The following is an 18793-nucleotide window of genomic DNA, read 5'->3' as shown; positions in this document are numbered from 1 at the left end:
AAAGCTGCCGATCATTTGGCAGCTTTTTTTATTTGTTTTCAGCTGTTTGTTCGTAAAATAAGCTGGCTAAAATGACCATTACGACCGTTAAAAACGGAAGCATAAATTCGAGAGTCGCATGCTGAGCCATAAATTCATTCAATTTCACATCACGAACAATCATTTCACCGCCAGTAAAAGCCAAAAGAGCACTTCCTCCGTATAAAAGAAACGGGAATTTGGTTAAAGCGGCATGAATCAATTTACTTCCCCAAATAATAATCGGTACTGAAATCATAAGGCCAAAAGCGGTCAGCAGCATGTTGCCTTTTGCCGCACCTGCAACTGCAATCACATTATCAAGTGACATAAAGAGATCTGCAATCACAATGGTCTGAACCGCACGCCAAAGGGAGCCGCTGCTTTTAATGCGAATCGATTCTTTCTTTTGTTCAATTAACAAATTGTATCCTATATAAAGGAGAAAAAGCCCGCCGATAAATTGCAAATAAGGGATGGTCAATAAATAAACTGCGGCACCTGTCATCGTAATTCTCATCAGCACTGCCAAAAGTGTACCGATCCATATGGCTTTATTGCGTTTGTCATTTGATAAGCTGCGGCTAGCCATCGCAATGATCAACGCGTTATCTCCGCCTAAAATCAGATCTATGCCAATAATCATCAGTAAGGATATGATCCACTCTGTTTCCATCCATTTCACCTCATGTCTAATAGAGCTCGTACAACCAATATATGAGGACAATTCAAATATATGTTTCTGTAAGTTTTCTCTGCAAAAAATGCGTTTTTATTTCTTTTATTCATGTTTTATCATAAAATAGACAGTACGAAGCAATACCTCAATTCTTTAAAAGGTTAACATGTAGACGGAACGGGTAAAGTGTAGTAAAGTACTATTAATTGGGAGCTTGTATGTCCCTTCAACATCTTATATAGAAGGGAAGGTTGGCAAAATGGAAATCGAAAGAATTAATGAACATACAGTGAAATTTTATATTTCCTACGGTGATATTGAAGACCGCGGATTTGACCGTGAAGAAATTTGGTATAATCGTGAACGCAGTGAAGAGCTGTTTTGGGAAGTAATGGACGAAGTGCACGAAGAAGAAGAATTTGCAGTTGAGGGACCTCTTTGGATTCAAGTGCAGGCACTTGACAAAGGTCTTGAAATTGTCGTGACGAAAGCCCAACTTTCTAAAGATGGACAAAAGCTCGAATTGCCGATTCCAGAAGATAAAAAAGATCAAACAGATGAAGAAAGTCTAGACGCACTGCTTGATGATTTTCAAAAAGAAGAGCAGGATCAAGAAGACCATAATGAGAAGGACAAAAAACTTCAACTTCAATTTGTGTTGAAAATGGATGACTTTGAAGATTTGATTGCACTTTCTCAATTAAATATGCAGGATTTTACCACAAGTTTATATTCGTTTGAAAACCGTTATTATCTATATGTTGACTTCCACGAGGATTTGTCAGATGAGCAAGTGGAGAATAAGCTCAGCATTTTGCTTGAATATGCTCATGAATCAGTGGTCAGCATTTACAGACTGAAAGAATACGGTCAGCTGATTATCGAAGGAAATGCCCTTGAAACGATTCAACAGCACTTCTCGTAACCAACAAAAGTCGATTTCTATAGAGGAATCGGCTTTTTTATCTGAATGAATAGGTAAATAAAGAGATCGGCAAGGAGAAAATGAAATGAGAAATTTAGTCAAAGTTCTATTTTTTCTTATCATTACGATAGGTGCTTATTTAGTCATTCAATTAATTGCTGGTGATTTAGCGGTAAGTGTATTAAGTTCTGTCAGTGTTCTATTCACTTTATCGATTATCTTCATCGGGTTTGTCATATTCTTGGAGAACCGGAATCCATCTCAAACAATAACGTGGCTTGTCCTGCTTGGCAGCTTTCCGTTATTCGGCTTTCTGTTCTATATTTTCTTTGGACGCAATATCAAAAAACGCAGGCTGTTTGAAAAGAAAGCCATTCTAGATGAACAGTTAATCCAGGAAGATGAGCATATTCATAGAGAAGCGATTGAGAAAATGACGCATATGGGTGATCATCAGCAGCTCTTATTTAAGCTGGCCCACAGACTCGGACATACCCCTATTACGTATCGCACGTCCTCTAAAGTCCTGACGAATGGAGAAGAAACATTCTCTCATATTTTTGAAGAAATCAAAAAGGCGACACATCACATTCATTTAGAATATTATATTCTCCGCCACGATGACCTTGGACAAGAATTAAAAGATATTCTCATTGATAAAGCGAAAAATGGCGTGATTGTCCGCTTTTTATATGACGATGTAGGAAGCTTAAAGCTCTCTCGTCAATATATTGCTGACCTCGAAAAGGCCGGCGTTCAGATCGTTCCATTTTTACCTGTGAGACTACCCCTGTTAAATAATAAAATCAATTTCCGAAATCACCGAAAAATTGTCGTGATTGATGGAGAAGTTGGATTTGTTGGCGGGCTGAACATTGGAGACGAATATTTGGGCAGAAGCAGACAATATGGTTTTTGGCGTGACACGCATTTGATGATTAAGGGTGAAGCTGTACGTGATCTGCAGCAGATTTTCATGCAGGATTGGTACTATATGACGAATGAAAGATGCGCAGGTGTAGACTACTTTAAAGATTTCAGTCACCTTGAGAGCACAACAGAAGGCGTACAAATGATTGCTGGCGGTCCTGATAAACAGTGGGAGGTCATTAAAAATCTCTTTTTCTCCATGATTATCTCTGCCAAAAAGTCTATTTGGATCGCTTCACCGTATTTTGTGCCGGATGATGATATTTTGTCTGCATTAAAAATTGCTGCATTAAGCGGAGTAGACGTACGGATTATTGCTCCGAAGAATCCAGATAAACGGATCGTCTTCCATGCGTCCCGTTCATACTTCCCAGAGCTTTTAGAAGCAGGAGCAAAGGTGTATGAGTATGATCAAGGCTTTATGCATAGTAAATTTATCATTGTGGACAGCGAGCTGGCTTCGATAGGAACGGCCAACATGGATATGAGAAGCTTTCATTTGAATTTTGAAGTGAATGCCTTCCTATATAAAACGAAAAGCACAGAGAAGCTCGTGAACGACTTCTTAGGTGATTTAGAGCAGTCGCATGAAATTGTCCCAGAAGAATTTGCAAAGAGACCGTTAAGGGTAAGACTGTTTGAATCCACAGCAAGATTATTATCACCATTACTATAAAGATTGTATTTCCCCCCTTTTTATCAGGGGGTTTTTTCATTTTCCTCAGGAAAACATCAGTAAAATCATGTTTTGATATGATAAAAGTTCAATTTGCCTATTCGCTTCTTAATAGACGAACAAGCTATAATACGGTCATCAAAGAGTAAGGGGCGAGCAGAATGAATACAGCGATCATGGATAATGGAAAGCTTATTCGAATTACACATCATTTATCTAAAAACCGGCTGGAGCATGTAAGGACGACGTGCAAATTTTATTGTCCTGATTGCAGGGAAGAGGTGCAATTAAAGCTTGGTGAACAACGTGTGTATCATTTTGCACATAAACAGCTGACAGCATGTCCACTAGCCTCAATCGAAACGGCTTATCATCAGGCGGGGAAAGAAGCCATCATGAATTGGCTTCAGCGGCTGGGACATAAACCGGTGCTTGAAAAGTATGTGTCAAAGGTTCATCAGCGTCCTGACGTGGCCGTCTCTATTGGAGGAACAAGTTATGCAATAGAATATCAATGCTCAAATATTTCACGGCAAGAGCTGCGCAAAAGAACAGCAGGGCTCCGTGAAGCGGGGCTCATCCCTATATGGGTAATAGGGGCAAATCGTTTAAATCGAATATCTGCCCAGCTCTTTTCCTTCTCCTCCATTCATTGGGGAATGTTAAGGGAATCACAGAAAGGGAGTCTGATTTTTTACTGTCCGCTCCAGAATAGATTCATCCATCTTGCTCAACTTCTCGTATTTCAACCAACGAAAATATGTGCCGCCATGACTGTCAGACCGCCAACAGCATACCGCGAACTTTCGGCGCTCCTATCTCCGCCCTCAAGCAAGCGTCCAGTCTACAAGCAATGGCTTAGATGCATACAGCAATTTAGGCAGCGGCCTCCCCGCATTTTATCAAATGAAAGCAAGCGGTTGAGAGACATTTTCTATGAGCATCATCAAATGGCTTTCCCTTTTCTGCCAACTGAATTATTTATCCCGCTGAAAGAAACGTATATTTTTACAAGTCCTGTTTATGTCTGGCAGGGGTGTCTGTATGATTGGATGATGAGGAAAAAAGGAAGCAGTCCAGTAACGGTTCAACTGCTGATGAAAGAAATCAAGCGGTGTGTCCAGATGAAAGAAGTAAAGCTCCGATACGGTGATGTTTCAATAGAAGAAATACAAGAGGTCATCACTGCATATGTTAAGGCGCTTGTCAGACAAGGGTTTTTACACATGACGAAAAAGGGTAATTATGAAGTAGCGTCGAATCAAATGCCGATACGAACAGTAGATGAAGCGTTCAAACGAGATGCTTTCTTATTTCGTTAGCATGTTTCATGCCCACTTTGATCATGATAAGAAAAAGGTGGTGCTGCGATTGAATAGAAAGAAACGCTTTTTTCTCATTTTTTTAGTCTGTTTGGTATTTTTTTCTGCATATGATTTGACAAATATAGTTCAAAACAAAGAAGATAAATACAACACCAATTTCTTTCACTTTCCGAAAGGTTGGTTCAACACAACTTATGCAAGGGGGATTCATATGACTTCACAAAGCAAAAATAACCATTTACCAGACAGAAGCGAAGTAAAAGAAGAAAACAAATGGCGTCTTGAAGATATTTTCGAAAGCGTTGATGCATGGAACAAGGAATTCGAAGCTGTCAAAAAAGAAATTCCTAAGCTAGCCCAATTTAAAGGCAAGCTGGCCCATTCTGCTGATGTACTGTATGAAGCCCTAACCTTTCAGGATCAGCTTTCTGAAAAGCTTGGTAAGCTTTATACATATGCGCACATGAAATACGATGAGGATACAACTAACTCATCATTTCAAGCGCTGAATGATAAAGCATCGAATTTATTTACACAGCTCTCTAGTACTTCTGCTTATATTGTTCCAGAGATTTTATCGATTCAAGAAGATAAATTGCAGCAGTTTATTCTGGAAAAAGAAGAATTAAAACTGTATTCCCATGCTCTCGAAGAAATTAATAAAGAGCGTCCACATATTTTAAGTGAGGAGCAAGAAGCTTTATTAGCTGAGGCCTCTGAACCACTCTCAACTTCATCTACTACTTTTAGTATGTTTAACAATGCTGATATTTCGTTCCCTTCTGTAAAGGATGAAAATGGGGAAGAAAAGAAGATTACCCACGGCAACTTTATCACATTTTTAAACAGTGATGACCGTGAAGTGAGAAAGAATGCCTTTAAAGCTGTGTATAAAACGTATGATCAGTATAAAAACACGCTTGCTTCGACACTGAGCGGTTCGATTAAAAAGGATAATTTTTATGCAAAAGTACGAAATTATAACTCAGCAAGAGAAGCGGCACTATCTCGGAACAGTATTCCAGAAGAAGTATATGACAATCTGATTGATACAGTTCATCAATATTTACCGTTATTACACCGTTATATTGAATTGCGTAAAAAGGTATTAAAGCTTGATGAAGTGCACAATTATGACTTGTATACACCACTTGTAAAAGATGCTGGTATGAAGCTAACCTACGATGAAGCAAAAGATTATATGCTAAAAGGGTTAGCGCCATTAGGAGAAGAATATGTGTCCGTGTTAAAAGAGGGACTGAGCAATCGCTGGGTAGACGTTTATGAGAATAAAGGGAAACGCAGCGGTGCGTATTCATCTGGAAGCTATGGTACAAATCCATATATCCTCATGAACTGGCAAAATAATATTGATAATTTATTTACACTGGCTCATGAATTTGGGCACTCTGTCCACAGCTACTATACAAGAAAGCATCAGCCATATCCGTATGGAAACTATAGTATCTTTGTAGCTGAAGTGGCTTCTACGACAAACGAAGCGTTACTTGGCGAATACCTGCTGAATCATCTAGATGATAAAAAGCAGCGTTTGTATGTGTTAAATCACTTGTTAGAAGGATTCAGAGGAACGGTATTCAGACAGACGATGTTTGCTGAGTTTGAGCATCTTATTCATGTGAAAGCGCAAGAAGGAGAGGCTTTAACGCCGGAATTTATGACGAACCTTTATTACGACCTGAATAAGAAGTATTTTGGAGACGGCATGGTTGTGGATAAAGAAATCGGATTAGAATGGACGAGAATTCCTCACTTCTATTACAACTATTATGTATATCAATATGCAACAGGCTATAGTGCTGCACAGGCATTAAGCAAGCAAATATTAGAAGAAGGAAAACCTGCGGTGGAGCGCTACACAGACTTCCTTAAAGCAGGAAGCTCTGATTATCCAATTAATGTGTTGAAAAAAGCAGGTGTTGATATGGCTTCCAAAGAACCAATCAAAGCAGCATGTCAATTGTTCGAAGAAAAGCTGAAAGAAATGGAAGAGCTCATCTCTAAAACGGGTGAGTGATGAAAAGACTTCTGTCAGACGTGTGAGTGCAAACTCATCTTTTGACAGGAGTTTTTTTCTCATAAAAAAAGACCTCTTCGCATGTAGAGGCCGTTCCTTATCATCAACCTTTAAATCCCTTAAAGGTCTTCCGGTGGTTCATTCGATAAAGTGTAAAAAGAATAGAAGCAAATAAGAGTGGGGATGTTAGATAAAGAGGAAGCATTTTCATTAAGCCTAATATATTTAAAAAGAAACATAAGCCAATGGAAACAAGTCCAATGGTTGTGCTGCGCATGCAGATCCCTCCATTTTTTCGTTATTTTCACTATATGAAAGTGACAACCCTCTTATGTTTTGTGACAAAAATATGAACATATAGTATATCTGTTGTCATAAGTCGACAAAATTTGATATACTACAGATGTGAAATTAATCACATACAAACATTACCCCTTTGTTTGACCGTGAAAAATTTCTCCCATCCCCTTTGTTGTCGTTAAGACATAGTGAAACCGCGCTTATCCCGGCGCGGTTTCTTCGTGCCTAAAAATAGAACGGGTGTTCCTTTTTAGGGTAAAGAAAAAACATGGGTCAGCACCCATGTTCATTCTCACAGCGGTAGAGATCAAGATCTGAATGATGATCATCTACTTTATAGCGCCAAAACATTTCTTGATGTACTTGTACACGTTCTACCTTTTTAGCGAAAGCCAGCTTTTTCATTTCTCGTTCAACTTCTTCAAGTGTCAGGTCATAAACGACAGCAATCTCTTTTGCAGATGCAAATTGAAAGTAAGCAATAAACCATTCAATTGGAGGCCGTTCTGAAGGTGTTGGTTTTTCACCAATCATTTCAAAAAGGATTTCCTCGTATACATCATAAGAGTACGCACCTGAAATTTTTAAACCTTCATCCCCGTTTACTGTATTAAAAAAGGCAAAGGTCGGAAGCTCAGATACGTCCATTTCAGCTGCAATTTTCATATCACATTGTAGTGCTTTAACAGCACTTTGAGAATGAATATCGCGCTGGAATTCCTCGATGTCCAGTCCAGCACTTTTTGCATTTTCTAGCAGCACATGTTCACTTGTCACATCTTGCTGATGGTAAAAAAGTGATTCTTGAATGAGACGCAGAAACTTCATTCCGCATTTTCTGCCTTGAAGCTCAGCCGCTTTTAATGCAAGCGAGGCGAGGTAGGGTGAAGTCACAATTTGTTCGGACAGCATTTGTTCTTTTTTGGTCTGAGTTTTGGTAGCAAATTTCCCCCATGCTTCGGTCAGTAAATGCTTTTTTCGTTTTCGATTCAATGCATTAATACTAGAACTTGTCACCGTTCGTAAAGTGAAAAAACGGCCGTACTTCATTTTCAATTTTTTAATGGATGGCTCTAATAACCAGCAGTCTGGACTTAGAGGGTCAATGAATACATAGATTTCAATCGGCTTTTGAGGATGTCCGTGACAGTGTGAGAAATATTGATCGTGCGTATTGCAGCTCAAGATCGTCCATCCTTTTCAGGTGTTTGATTGACCATATGACGAGCCGTTAGAGAAAGCCGCTCAAATAAAAAGTCACGAATATCGCCGGTTAATCCTACTTGATCCATCGCATCCTCCATGCATTCAAGCCATGCGTCAGCCCGCTCCTCAGTAATCGGAAAAGGGAGATGTCTCGCCCGCAGCATAGGGTGGCCATGCTCCTCTGTATAAAGCGGGGGTCCGCCTAAATATTGAGTTAAAAACTGTTTTTGTTTTCTTGCTGTTTCTTTTAAGTCATCCGGGAAAATAGGATGAAGCAAAGGATGACACTTTACATTTTCATAAAAAGTATCAACAAGTTGCGATAGAAGTTCCTCTCCAACCGCTTCGTAAGGTGCGTTAAACGATTGTACCATGTTGACTACTCCTTTTACTCGTAGTTAATAGGATGAAGCGCCCTATTGTGAATTCATTTATTTCAAAAGTGATATTCAGTTTGTTCTATTTTATTGTTTCTATTCTTGTATACTTATTTTAACAACCTCAACTCAATTCCACAAACAAACCGCTTTGGTCTATTGGAAATAAGGGGAGAGGCGGGTTCCGTGATCAATTGACCATATCATAACACATTCAGTCAAAAAAGGGTGAAAAGCGACATACAAAAAACCGAAGAGGTTATTCTCTTCGGTTTAAGCGAAATATTGTGCTGTGATTTTCTTTACATAATTTTGTGTTTCTTTGAATGGTGGTATGCCACCGTATTTATCAACATTTCCTGAGCCTGCATTATAAGCAGCTAAGGCAAGTGAGACATTTCCATTATATTTCTGAAGCATTTGTTTTATATACTTCGTGCCGCCTTCGATGTTTTGGGCCGCATCAAAGGCATTATTCACACCAAGTGACTTAGCAGTAGATGGCATAAGCTGCATGAGGCCAAGTGCTCCTGCATGACTGACCGCATTCGTACGATAGCCGGATTCTTGCTTGATGACCGCATGAATCAGCTTCTCTGGAACGCCATGCTTTTGAGCCATTTGTGACACGATTTGATTAATTTCTTTTGATGATGAACCGTTTGAAACAGCCTTTTGAAGCGGCGGCGTGTAGCTGTTGTTTAAGACATTCCCAATGCCGTTCGCTGTATTCAATTGAGCGTCATTCGCATATGAAGATGGAGATTGAAGCTGCTCACTGCCAGCGATAGCAGACAAGTATGGGTTTGTACGCGCGTATTGCGTGTTCGGAGCCGTTGATGGGTCCGTTCCCATAAACGCAGAAATAGAAAGCGGCAGGCGTGATAATTCTGATCCGCCTAAAAAATCTTGCAGCAGCGACTGAAATGAAGCTTGTGCATTCGATTCTTGGCCGGCCGGTATTTGTGTTTGTCCAGGGTCTGATTGTAACGTTTTAAGCGCTTGAAGCTGCATAAAGGATTGAAGTTGATTGACGTTCATCATGTTCCTCCTTCAAGGAATTCATCTATTCTGTGTTTTCATTTTCTCTTCATAAAAACGTACGACTTTGTTTTTCGTGTTTCGTACAGGGATTTGGAATTTTTGGAGCAATGCGGAGAATGCGGCTTGTCCGATTTCCAGGTCGCTCACTTCAAATTCAAGTTCATAGTCCTCTACTGTTAAATATCGGCTGTGATCCAAAACAATTAAGCCTTCTTTGATCTTTTTTTCAGCTCTTGATGTTTCAAGTGAACCAAAATACACAATTTGATCCTTTTGAATGTTCAGATGGTCTAACCTGTCAGCTACTTCACCTTCTGGCAGCTGAAAATCGTCAAGGCTTGAAGGAGGAGCGATCGTTTGGTGGGTTTCGAGCAAGCCTATTTCGTGTGGTTCCTTTAACGTGAGAACCCACTGACCGTCTTTTTCTCTCATTCTTAGTGCAGCGAATTGAGATTTTATATCAAATTGAGGTGTATCAAAGTAATAGTTGGTTTGTGTGTGAAAATCCGAATCCTTCAATTGAAAATGTTGTTTCAGCTGTTCAAATTCTTTTTTCATTAACAATTGCTTTAGCTCTATTTCAATTTCCTGTGCCATTTTGACATCAACCTTTCATTTAGAGGAAATATGATTATTGTACATGAAGTGTGTTCATCATGTAAAAGGCTGTTTTTATCTCTTATTTCTCTTTCCACATGTGCCAAAATAAATGGAGAATCATGTGAAAGGATCATTTATAAGAAGAAAATAGGATTTTCTCAAAAAGTTCGGTTTATCAATATTGAACTTGATATGATAAAATAAAGCTGTACTTTGTTGTAAAGGAGATCATGATGCAAAACCGAATTGAAATCACAGAAGCAACTTTAAAAGAAGACAGGCTAATTTTGACGACCACGTCAGAAGAGCAAATCCAAAAAGCAAAAGCATCAGGACAAATGCTTGTTGATTCTGATCACTTTGCGTTCGTTTACATACTTGAAAACGAGGAGTCCTTTTCGTATCTTATCTTAGGGGAACATACATGGGCTCCAATAAAAGAAGCAATGAATCTTGACATCCCTGTCTATTTGGCAGCGGGAGAACATTCGTTAGAACTCATTCAGCTTCATCAAGAATTACATTATTTAATCGACAATATTAAAGACAATGCCAATTACGGAGATATGGAAGAGAAAGTGAAGAGCACATTCCTCTGAAATAATTAGGTATATGGAATTGGGGGAAGTTTCATGGACAAAAAACAATGGGATCAATTCCTCGCACCGTATAAACAAGCAGTCGAAGAATTAAAAGTGAAACTAAAAGGCATTCGAAAGCTGTATGAATTCGAGGATGACCATTCACCAGTAGAATTTGTCACAGGCCGAGTGAAACCTGTTGCCAGCATATTAGAAAAGGCAAAGCGTAAAAACATCCCGATGCATGAAATCGAAACGATGCAGGATATTGCTGGGCTTCGCATTATGTGCCAGTTTGTAGAAGACATACAAGTCGTGAAAAAAATGCTCCAGTCACGAAAAGACTTTGTGGTTGTTGATAAACGCGACTATATTGCAGAACATAAAGAAAGCGGATACCGTTCATACCACCTTGTTGTGTTATATCCGCTGCAAACGATCAACGGAGAGAAGCAGCTCCTCGTCGAAATCCAAATTCGTACACTTGCGATGAACTTTTGGGCGACCATTGAGCATTCTCTGAATTATAAATATAGCGGGAATATCCCGGAGAAAGTCAAGCTGCGCCTTCAAAGAGCTTCTGAGGCAGCATCTCTGCTTGATGATGAGATGTCTGAAATTAGAGGGGAAATTCAAGAAGCACAAGTGGCATTTTCCCGGAAAAAGAAAAACGATAGCTGAGCCTGAGCTTGATCAAATATGATGCTGCCCTCTCATAGCAGCAAGGTGGAAAAGGAGAAGAATTCATGAAATTTGCAGTTTCTTCGAAAGGGAATTCTGTATCTGACACACTCAAAAATAAAATTCAGACCTACTTATTGGATTTCGGGATGGAACTCAACGAAGAGGAACCGGATCTTGTCATTACGGTTGGTGGAGACGGCACCCTTCTTTATGCGTTTCACCGTTATAGCGACCGTCTGAATGAAACAGCTTTTGTCGGTGTTCATACAGGTCATCTTGGTTTTTATGCTGACTGGGTGCCAAGTGAAATTGAAAAACTCGTCTTAGCTATTGCGAAAACGCCTTATCACATTGTGGAATATCCGATCTTAGAAGTCATTGTCAGATACAACGACGGCCGCAGAGAAGAGAAATATTTAGCGATGAATGAATGTACCATTAAAAGTATGGAAGGGACGCTTGTGGCAGATGTTGAAATTAGGGGTCAGCTGTTTGAAACATTCAGAGGTGACGGTCTTTGTCTGTCTACACCGTCTGGCAGTACAGCCTATAATAAAGCACTTGGAGGCGCCATTATTCATCCTTCCATTAGAGCCATTCAGCTGGCAGAAATGGCTTCAATCAACAACAGAGTGTTTCGAACGGTCGGTTCACCGCTTATTTTGCCAGACCACCATACTTGTGTCATTAAACCGATGAATGATGTTGATTTTCAAGTAACCATTGATCATTTGACGCTGCTTCATAAGGACGTCAAATCCATTCAATGCCGGGTAGCCGACGAGAATGTCCGTTTTGCCCGATTTAGACCATTTCCGTTTTGGAAAAGGGTGCAAGATTCCTTTATCGGAAAAGGAGAATAAGAAAGAGGTCGTTCTCGCTGGAATACTTTACGCTAAATAAAACCGTGACAGCCAAAGAAGAAGGGCTGCTTTTAAAGAATTATTTAATAGATCTTGGCATTTCAAAAAGAATGCTGGCGGATATTAAATTTGATGGCGGTGATCTCCTCATTAATGGAGAGCATGTGACTGTGAGATACAAGCTGCATAACGGAGACAGGCTCACCATTTTATTCCCAGAGGAAAAAGTGAGTGAAGGGCTGAAGCCTGCTCCGATTCCGCTTGATATTTTATTTGAGGATGAGCATGTCCTTGTGCTGAATAAAAAGCCATATATCCCGTCCATTCCTTCTCGGGAACACCCAGAGCACAGTATTGCGAATGGATTGCTGCACCATTATGCAGAGCAGTCTGTTCGGCTGACGGTTCATTTGGTGAACCGCCTTGATCGTGATACATCGGGCGTCATGCTCGTGGCCAAGCATCGCTTTGCCCACAGCCTTTTATCAAAAGCGCAAAAAAGTGGAGCGGTCAAACGAACATACAGAGCGTTTACACATGGCATGATCTCGGAAAAGTATGGAACCATTCGTGCAAAAATTGCCCGAAAAGGAGATAGTATCATCGAGCGAATGGTCGATGATACTGGACAGGAAGCAGTGACGCATTTTACAGTGCGAGCGGTGGACGCTGAGTTGAACATGTCAGATGTGGCTCTATCACTTGAAACTGGGAGAACACATCAAATTCGTGTTCATATGAAGTATCTTGGTCACCCGCTCATCGGAGATACGCTATATGGCGGAACGAGTGAGCGGATGGACCGTCAGGCACTGCATAGTGAGACTCTTGTCTTTCCTCATCCGATGACTGGGGAGGAATTGACATTCTCGGCTCCGCTTCCTGAAGACATGAAATCATTGCTGCTTTAAATAGAGAAACCCGGCTACCTGCAAGCGCAGGACCGGGTTTTTTTATGATGTGAAATGCTGAAACCTTGAATCGTCATAAGGCATAGAGGAAGGAACAGAGACCGTTTCAAGCTCAGGATATGTGAGGGCAGACAGCCGGTGGCCAAATACGCAGCCTGTATCAATATTGACGGTTCTGCCAACGAAGCGGGGTTCTTTCACTGGTGTATGTCCGTATACAATCCACGGTTTTCCGCGATATTCCTTTGCCCAATCCTTCCGCACAGGTCGTCCATCTGGCCATGTTTCTCCTGTGACCGCGCCAAATAATAGATAGGATCGCACCTGTTTGTTCGGTTTTCTTCCAATGTCCTTTTCCTTCATCGCTGCGTGAGCAATAATCAGTTCATCAGGAATGAGTACATCGTAAAGCGGAGCCTTCTCAAATAGCTGCTTAAATTCATGTGACAATTTGGTTTGTTCATGAAGGGGCAGCTTTTTTATTTCGTTCACTGTGGTTTCGATGCCATGAAGTAATTTCACGGGATTTCCTTTCAAATAGCGATAAAGCTTAAAGCAATGGTTGCCAGGTACGTAGCGGATCGCGCCGTGTGCGTAGGCATGAATGACAAATCGCATCACATCTACTGACTGAGGGCCTCGATCTGTTAAATCACCGACAAGGGCTAGCGTTCTCTTATCAGGATGGACGGGTAATCCATGTTTGAGTTCGTATCCTAGTTTGTGTATGAGGGTAAGCAGCTCTTCGTAGCAGCCGTGGATATCTCCAATGATATCAAATTTCATAAGATTTCCTCCTGATCTTTCTCATCCATTCATTGGGGTTAAAGAAGTTTGAATTTTAGAACATATAACGAATGGCTTTCTTTTCATTTAGGCAATTGTTAGAATCAATGCTTTAACGTAAAACTTAAAAGATTAAACATCAATGTTAGGAGGCTTTAGCCAATGGAGCATACATCTGTTTCATCACTCGTTGTCGTTATTATTGTCGCCTTTTTCACCCCACTTTTATTGCACCGATTTAAGCTGACCATTCCGGTCGTTGTTGCTGAAATCATCATGGGGCTCATCATTGGAAAAAGCGGTCTTCAACTGGTAGTTGAACATGATGCATGGTTAGACACGTTATCCATGCTCGGTTTTATTTTTCTGATGTTTTTAAGTGGACTTGAAATAGATTTTTCTTCTTTTGAGTCAAAGAAGAAAGCACGAGAACTGCCAAATGGTCTAAAAGAACCAAATACGTTTAAGGCAGCCACGATTATTTTTGTTGGCGTATTTAGTATTTCTTTTATCCTGTCCTATGCGTTTGTCCTTGCAGGGTTTATCCAAAATGCCTTTTTAATGACGCTCATTATATCGACCATCTCATTAGGGGTAGTGGTTCCCACCTTAAAAGAGGAAAAGTTAATGCAGACGAATATCGGTCAAATCATCTTGCTTGTCGCCGTCATTGCTGATTTGGTGACGATGATTTTACTTGCTGTGTTTTCCTCCATTTATGGCGATGGTACAGGGAATATGTGGCTTCTGCTCTTATTATTTGCTGCGGGCATTCTGCTTTATTTATTTGGCCGCGTATTTAAGACAAAGTCGATTTTTCAGTCCATGTCAAAAGGGACCGTGCAAATTGGGACAAGGGCGATCTTTACTCTCATTATAGTCTTAGTTGCCTTATCTGAATCACTCGGTGCTGAAAATATTCTTGGGGCGTTTTTAGCGGGCGTACTTGTGTCCCTTCTTTCGCCGAATAAAGAGCTTGTCCAGCAGCTGGATTCATTTGGCTACGGATTTTTGATCCCCATCTTCTTTGTGATGGTCGGAGTGGATTTAAATATATGGGCACTGTTCAAGGACCCAACCATTATGATCATGATCCCGCTGCTGTTTATTGCATTACTGGTTAGTAAGCTCATCCCGATTCTTTATTTGAAAAAATGGTATGACATGAAAAAAGTGATCGGTTCTGGCTTTTTATTAACATCGACGTTATCACTCGTCATTGCAGCTGCGACGATAGGGGAGCGGCTCGGAGTCATTGACCATAAAATGTCTGGAGCGCTGATTCTAGTCGCGGTACTCACGAGTATTTTAACGCCTGTTTGGTTTAAAGCGCTGTTTAAAAAAGAACAAGCTGCGAGCCATAAAAAACGTGTGACCTTTATTGGTGCAAATCAGCTGACCTTACCTGTCACACTTGATTTACATCAGGATGAATATGATATTCGGATTTTACATGTCTTTCAAGAAAATAAAGAAGCGCTGCTTGCTGACTCCATCTTTGAAGTCGAATCGATTGAAGAGTACGACGATGAGACGCTGCGAAAGGCAGGCGTTGGCCAGGAGGATGTCCTCGTCGTCGCAACAGGCAGTGAGACGAAAAATAAGGAAATTGCTTTATTTGCAAAGGAAGAAGGAGCGAAACAAGTCATTGCTAGTGTCAACAAAGCTGAGACAGAGCTGACATTGAAGGAAGCAGGCATTGATACGTTTTCTAATTTCCTATCATCTAAAACGGTGCTAAGAGCCTTGATTGAAGCACCGGATGCGATTCGATTATTAACAAATGAGGATACTTCTTTGTATCAAATTCAAATGAACAATCATCGTTATCACAATGTCATGCTGAGGGAATTTCCGTTTACCGGTGATTTGGTCTTTGTCCGTATTTTCAGAGGGGTAGACAGCTTAGTACCACATGGAGATACCACGCTTAGAAGCGGCGACCGTGTGCTTGTGTCAGGCTCTCGTGAGTATGTGGCAGGACTAAGAGCCCAATTAGAGTAAGAATGAACCCTTGACCAATGAACAATTCCTGATTAAGATAGAAGTACAACATCATATATTTGATCCACTAGGGGAGTCCTTTAAAAGGGCTGAGATAAAAGTGTCGACTTTTAGACCCTCATTACCTGAACAGGTTCATACCTGCGTAGGGAAGTGGTGCGGTTTTTGACTATGCTTTTTACAAATTCCAAGCCACTTTCCACGCGGAAAGTGGCTTTTTTATATGGAAAAACAGGAGGAGAGAAACATGACGTTTTCAACTGAATGTAAAGAAGCAGCAGCAACATGGTGGAATGGAAGCTTCACACACCCATTTGTCAAAGGGATTGGAGATGGCACGCTTTCACTCGATCGTTTCACGTATTATGTGATGCAGGATTCATATTATTTAACTCATTTTGCAAAGGTGCAAGCATATGGCGCAGCGATTAGTGAGGACTTACATACGACGGGCAGAATGGCGTATCATGCGCAGGGTACGTATGAAGCAGAGCTGTCGCTGCATAGAAAGTTCACAGAGCTTTTGCAGATTTCAGATGAAGCCATCGAGAACTTTAAGCCTTCTCCGACTGCTTATGCGTATACCTCTCATATGTACCGATCTGTGAAAAGCGGGCGATTTGAAGAGATTTTAGCCGCATTATTGCCGTGCTACTGGCTATATTATGAGGTGGGTGAAAAGCTGAAACAAACCACACCTGACCATCCGATTTATCAGGAATGGATTTTGACATATGGAGGGGATTGGTTTAAGGAGCTCGTCTTTGAACAGGTCAACCGCTTTGATGAACTAGCCGAAAAAGCGTCAGAACAAGTACGGGCCAATATGAAAGAAAATTTTGTGATTTCAAGCTATTACGAGTACCATTTCTGGGAAATGGCGTATCAAAAAGAAACATGGCAAACAGCATGCTTAGATGGGGTTGGTGCAAATGGAACTCCACGCAGTGACAAATGATTCGCTTCCTGTGGATGAACTGATCAAACAAATAAAAGCCATCGCACCTGAAGTGGATTTTATTCATATCCGGGAACGGTCTAAAACAGCAAGTGAGCTTGTTGATCTCGTGAAAAGACTCTTTTTAGAAGGTGTACCGAAAGAGAAGCTCATCATCAACGACAGAGTAGACGTTGCACTGCTCACCAATATTCACCGGGTACATCTCCCAGGCCATAGCTTTTCGCCAAAAGAGCTGCGGCAAAAATTCCCTCACCTTCATGCGGGTGTCTCTGTTCATTCGATAGAAGAAGCGAAAGCAGCGGAGAAAAATGGAGCAGAGTATGTCATGTTTGGGCACGTATATGACACCACTTGTAAACCAGGACTTCAGGCAAGAGGCGTACAGCTTGTGAAAGAACTGACATCTTCACTGTCTATTCCTGTGGTGGCGATCGGTGGATTGACACCTGACCGCATTCCAGAATTGAAACACGCGAATGTGAAAGGGATTGCTGTCATGTCTGGGATTTTTACTCATCATCAGCCGCGCATGATGGCACAAGCATTTTCTAAACAGGTAAAGGGGCATCCTTATGAAAAAGCATTATGACGTTGCAATCATTGGTGGTGGAATCATAGGAATGTCCATTGCCTATCACCTTGCAAAAGCAGGAAAGCAGGTCGTCTTACTTGAGGCGAATGAGGTAGGGAAGCAAACGACAAGTGCGGCTGCTGGGATGCTCGGTGCACATGCTGAAGGAGAGGGGCATGAGAATATTTTTTTCCAAGCAGGCAGAGCAAGCCAGGCATTGTACGAGAAGTTAAAAGTCGATCTACAGCATGAATCTGGCATTGATATTCGGACATCAGCGGGCGGTATCATGAAGGTAGCCTTTACAGAAGAAGAGAAACAAGCACTTTGCCGGATGCAGTATTTGTCTACATTTGATTGGCTGGACGCAAGCAGCGTAAAAAAATGCATGCCTCAAATGGCAGATAACATCTTAGGAGCAGGTTTGATTAAAGAGGATGTTCATGTCGAACCTTATGCGGTATGCCGGGCATTTTGGCAGGCGGCGGTAAGGTTCGGGGCAGATGTGAAAGAATGTACACCCGTGATCGAAGTGAAGCGGGAGAAAGAAGCGTTAGCGATTAGAACAACGAAGGGAACATTCACATGTGATGATCTGACTGTAGCGAGTGGTGTATGGTCTGGCCGTTTTTTTGAAGAGCTTGGATTAACTCATTCTCTTTATCCAGTAAAGGGGGAGTGTGTGTCTGTATGGAATAATGGTCCAGCACTCGCGCACACCATTTACCATGATCATTGTTATATCGTTCAACGAGATAGCGGCAAACTGGTCGTTGGTGCAACGATGAAGCCAAACGAATGGCAGGCTGTTCCAACGCTTGGCGGCATCGAAGCTGTGATTCAAAAGGCGTCTCAGCTTATGCCTTCGATCAAGGAGATGCCGATTGATCAGTGCTGGGCTGGTCTTCGCCCGGCGACAAGCGACCGGCATCCCTACATTGGAAGACACCCAGAAGATCAGCGTATTCTTTTTGCTGCAGGGCATTACAGAAATGGCATTTTACTTGCCCCGATTACTGGAGAGATCATTCGCGACCTGATATTAGGTGAACCGGTCAAAAAGGAATGGCTTCACGCGTTTCGTATTGGCCGAAAGGAGGCACTGTTTGTATGAAAATTCAATTGAATGGCAGAATCGTTGATTTCGATCAAGAGAATGGTACGATCTATGATCTGCTATCAGCCTATCAGCTTGAAAATAGAGTAGTGATCGTGGAAAAGAACCAAGAAATTATTGACAAAGAAGCGTTTCAACAAGTAAAAATTCAATCTAATGACACGATTGAAATCGTTCACTTTGTAGGAGGAGGATGA

At 41.2% G+C, this 18793-nt stretch carries 20 protein-coding genes, 1 pseudogene and 1 riboswitch; of the genes and pseudogenes, 14 read left to right on the top strand and 7 right to left on the bottom strand.

From position 1 onward, the window contains the following. Window positions 1-28 precede the first annotated feature (28 nt). Entirely contained in the window at window positions 29-694 is a 666-nt protein-coding gene (locus C6Y07_RS13440) for a TerC family protein (protein ID WP_060596006.1), read from the bottom strand. A 175-nt stretch (window positions 695-869) separates the two neighbouring features. Between C6Y07_RS13440 and C6Y07_RS19335 the strand changes: the two are divergent. The 5 genes and pseudogenes from C6Y07_RS19335 to pepF all read left to right on the top strand — a co-directional run. Continuing rightward, window positions 870-990: pseudogene (locus C6Y07_RS19335) on the top strand (hypothetical protein); the annotation flags it as partial. Then, window positions 957-1622: an adaptor protein MecA gene (gene mecA / locus C6Y07_RS13435; protein WP_012009573.1), complete on the top strand. Its 666-nt coding sequence runs from the start codon at window positions 957-959 to the stop codon at window positions 1620-1622. The pseudogene C6Y07_RS19335 and the gene mecA, both read left to right, overlap by 34 nt. A gap of 85 nt (window positions 1623-1707) precedes the next feature. Then, window positions 1708-3228, top strand: coding sequence for a cardiolipin synthase (cls, locus tag C6Y07_RS13430; protein WP_088003078.1), 1521 nt, complete (start codon window positions 1708-1710; stop codon window positions 3226-3228). A gap of 161 nt (window positions 3229-3389) precedes the next feature. Beyond that, window positions 3390-4550, top strand: coding sequence for a competence protein CoiA (locus C6Y07_RS13425; RefSeq protein ID WP_106156890.1), 1161 nt, complete (start codon window positions 3390-3392; stop codon window positions 4548-4550). 214 nt (window positions 4551-4764) lie between these two features. After that, window positions 4765-6591 carry an oligoendopeptidase F gene (gene pepF / locus C6Y07_RS13420; RefSeq protein ID WP_282959334.1) on the top strand — a complete coding sequence of 609 codons (1827 nt, stop codon included), beginning with the start codon at window positions 4765-4767 and terminating at the stop codon, window positions 6589-6591. 103 nt (window positions 6592-6694) lie between these two features. On the opposite strand, the gene C6Y07_RS19105 is transcribed toward pepF, so the two are convergent. The 5 genes from C6Y07_RS19105 to C6Y07_RS13400 all read right to left on the bottom strand — a co-directional run bounded on the left by C6Y07_RS19105 (window position 6695) and on the right by C6Y07_RS13400 (window position 10115). After that, a complete protein-coding gene (locus tag C6Y07_RS19105; RefSeq protein WP_034663238.1) occupies window positions 6695-6868 on the bottom strand; it encodes a hypothetical protein in 174 nt (57 codons plus the stop codon). Window positions 6869-7164: 296 nt separating this feature from the next. Continuing rightward, entirely contained in the window at window positions 7165-8076 is a 912-nt protein-coding gene (locus C6Y07_RS13415; protein ID WP_106156888.1) for a ClpXP adapter SpxH family protein, read from the bottom strand. Then, on the bottom strand, window positions 8073-8471 hold the full coding sequence (locus tag C6Y07_RS13410; protein WP_008355333.1) for a globin domain-containing protein: 399 nt from the start codon (window positions 8469-8471) through the stop codon (window positions 8073-8075). Before C6Y07_RS13410 ends, C6Y07_RS13415 begins: the two co-directional genes overlap by 4 nt. Before the next feature lie 276 nt (window positions 8472-8747). Then, the gene (locus C6Y07_RS13405; RefSeq protein ID WP_034663232.1) at window positions 8748-9515 is read right to left on the bottom strand and encodes a lytic transglycosylase domain-containing protein; all 768 of its coding nucleotides are present in this window, start codon (window positions 9513-9515) and stop codon (window positions 8748-8750) included. 21 nt (window positions 9516-9536) lie between these two features. After that, a complete protein-coding gene (locus C6Y07_RS13400; RefSeq protein WP_060596011.1) occupies window positions 9537-10115 on the bottom strand; it encodes a CYTH domain-containing protein in 579 nt (192 codons plus the stop codon). 236 nt (window positions 10116-10351) lie between these two features. Here C6Y07_RS13400 and C6Y07_RS13395 point away from each other — a divergent pair, with 236 nt between their 5' ends. The 4 genes from C6Y07_RS13395 to C6Y07_RS13380 all read left to right on the top strand — a co-directional run bounded on the left by C6Y07_RS13395 (window position 10352) and on the right by C6Y07_RS13380 (window position 13157). After that, window positions 10352-10717 carry a UPF0738 family protein gene (locus tag C6Y07_RS13395; RefSeq protein WP_106036697.1) on the top strand — a complete coding sequence of 122 codons (366 nt, stop codon included), beginning with the start codon at window positions 10352-10354 and terminating at the stop codon, window positions 10715-10717. Between the two features lie 33 nt (window positions 10718-10750). After that, window positions 10751-11380, top strand: a complete 630-nt coding sequence (gene yjbM, locus C6Y07_RS13390) for a GTP diphosphokinase (protein WP_003211990.1) — start codon at window positions 10751-10753, stop codon at window positions 11378-11380. Between the two features lie 65 nt (window positions 11381-11445). Then, window positions 11446-12246 (top strand): NAD kinase, encoded by an 801-nt coding sequence (locus C6Y07_RS13385; RefSeq protein ID WP_106156886.1) that lies wholly within the window; start codon window positions 11446-11448, stop codon window positions 12244-12246. Between the two features lie 17 nt (window positions 12247-12263). Next, the gene (locus C6Y07_RS13380) at window positions 12264-13157 is read left to right on the top strand and encodes an RluA family pseudouridine synthase (protein WP_189313019.1); all 894 of its coding nucleotides are present in this window, start codon (window positions 12264-12266) and stop codon (window positions 13155-13157) included. 42 nt (window positions 13158-13199) lie between these two features. On the opposite strand, the gene prpE is transcribed toward C6Y07_RS13380, so the two are convergent. Further along, window positions 13200-13943: a bis(5'-nucleosyl)-tetraphosphatase PrpE gene (prpE, locus tag C6Y07_RS13375; protein WP_106072665.1), complete on the bottom strand. Its 744-nt coding sequence runs from the start codon at window positions 13941-13943 to the stop codon at window positions 13200-13202. 162 nt (window positions 13944-14105) lie between these two features. On the opposite strand from prpE, the gene C6Y07_RS13370 reads away from it, so the two are divergent. The 5 genes from C6Y07_RS13370 (at window position 14106) to thiS (ending at window position 18793) form a co-directional block, all read left to right on the top strand. Then, on the top strand, window positions 14106-15947 hold the full coding sequence (locus C6Y07_RS13370; protein ID WP_066031033.1) for a monovalent cation:proton antiporter family protein: 1842 nt from the start codon (window positions 14106-14108) through the stop codon (window positions 15945-15947). Between the two features lie 59 nt (window positions 15948-16006). Beyond that, a riboswitch (TPP riboswitch) is annotated at window positions 16007-16116 on the top strand. Window positions 16117-16194: 78 nt separating this feature from the next. After that, window positions 16195-16905 carry a thiaminase II gene (gene tenA, locus C6Y07_RS13365; protein WP_066031032.1) on the top strand — a complete coding sequence of 237 codons (711 nt, stop codon included), beginning with the start codon at window positions 16195-16197 and terminating at the stop codon, window positions 16903-16905. Beyond that, complete coding sequence (tenI, locus tag C6Y07_RS13360; protein ID WP_106156884.1) at window positions 16880-17497, top strand: thiazole tautomerase TenI; 618 nt, start codon at window positions 16880-16882, stop codon at window positions 17495-17497. Before tenA ends, tenI begins: the two co-directional genes overlap by 26 nt. Next, window positions 17481-18593 (top strand): glycine oxidase ThiO, encoded by a 1113-nt coding sequence (gene thiO / locus C6Y07_RS13355; RefSeq protein ID WP_060596017.1) that lies wholly within the window; start codon window positions 17481-17483, stop codon window positions 18591-18593. Before tenI ends, thiO begins: the two co-directional genes overlap by 17 nt. Next, a complete protein-coding gene (gene thiS / locus C6Y07_RS13350) occupies window positions 18590-18793 on the top strand; it encodes a sulfur carrier protein ThiS (RefSeq protein WP_034663206.1) in 204 nt (67 codons plus the stop codon). The genes thiO and thiS overlap by 4 nt, the downstream gene beginning before the upstream one ends.

This window comes from Bacillus sp. LNXM12-1 (genome assembly GCF_003004375.1).
Classification (GTDB): Bacteria; Bacillota; Bacilli; order Bacillales; family Bacillaceae; genus Bacillus.
Note: the sequence above shows the minus strand (reverse complement) of the source record. Positions and strands in the feature narration are given on the sequence as shown.

Excerpts from the sequence above, each read along its gene's own strand:
- C6Y07_RS19105 (WP_034663238.1), bottom strand. The coding sequence starts at position 6,868 with ATGCGCAGCACAACCATTGGACTTGTTTCCATTGGCTTATGTTTCTTT.
- C6Y07_RS13440 (WP_060596006.1), bottom strand. The coding sequence starts at position 694 with ATGGAAACAGAGTGGATCATATCCTTACTGATGATTATTGGCATAGAT.
- C6Y07_RS13425 (WP_106156890.1), top strand. The coding sequence starts at position 3,390 with ATGAATACAGCGATCATGGATAATGGAAAGCTTATTCGAATTACACAT.
- C6Y07_RS13395 (WP_106036697.1), top strand. The coding sequence starts at position 10,352 with ATGCAAAACCGAATTGAAATCACAGAAGCAACTTTAAAAGAAGACAGG.
- yjbM (WP_003211990.1), top strand. The coding sequence starts at position 10,751 with ATGGACAAAAAACAATGGGATCAATTCCTCGCACCGTATAAACAAGCA.
- mecA (WP_012009573.1), top strand. The coding sequence starts at position 957 with ATGGAAATCGAAAGAATTAATGAACATACAGTGAAATTTTATATTTCC.
- thiO (WP_060596017.1), top strand. The coding sequence starts at position 17,481 with ATGAAAAAGCATTATGACGTTGCAATCATTGGTGGTGGAATCATAGGA.
- C6Y07_RS13405 (WP_034663232.1), bottom strand. The coding sequence starts at position 9,515 with ATGAACGTCAATCAACTTCAATCCTTTATGCAGCTTCAAGCGCTTAAA.
- C6Y07_RS13410 (WP_008355333.1), bottom strand. The coding sequence starts at position 8,471 with ATGGTACAATCGTTTAACGCACCTTACGAAGCGGTTGGAGAGGAACTT.
- prpE (WP_106072665.1), bottom strand. The coding sequence starts at position 13,943 with ATGAAATTTGATATCATTGGAGATATCCACGGCTGCTACGAAGAGCTG.
- C6Y07_RS13400 (WP_060596011.1), bottom strand. The coding sequence starts at position 10,115 with ATGGCACAGGAAATTGAAATAGAGCTAAAGCAATTGTTAATGAAAAAA.
- cls (WP_088003078.1), top strand. The coding sequence starts at position 1,708 with ATGAGAAATTTAGTCAAAGTTCTATTTTTTCTTATCATTACGATAGGT.
- C6Y07_RS13385 (WP_106156886.1), top strand. The coding sequence starts at position 11,446 with ATGAAATTTGCAGTTTCTTCGAAAGGGAATTCTGTATCTGACACACTC.
- tenI (WP_106156884.1), top strand. The coding sequence starts at position 16,880 with ATGGAACTCCACGCAGTGACAAATGATTCGCTTCCTGTGGATGAACTG.
- C6Y07_RS13370 (WP_066031033.1), top strand. The coding sequence starts at position 14,106 with ATGGAGCATACATCTGTTTCATCACTCGTTGTCGTTATTATTGTCGCC.
- thiS (WP_034663206.1), top strand. The coding sequence starts at position 18,590 with ATGAAAATTCAATTGAATGGCAGAATCGTTGATTTCGATCAAGAGAAT.
- tenA (WP_066031032.1), top strand. The coding sequence starts at position 16,195 with ATGACGTTTTCAACTGAATGTAAAGAAGCAGCAGCAACATGGTGGAAT.
- pepF (WP_282959334.1), top strand. The coding sequence starts at position 4,765 with ATGACTTCACAAAGCAAAAATAACCATTTACCAGACAGAAGCGAAGTA.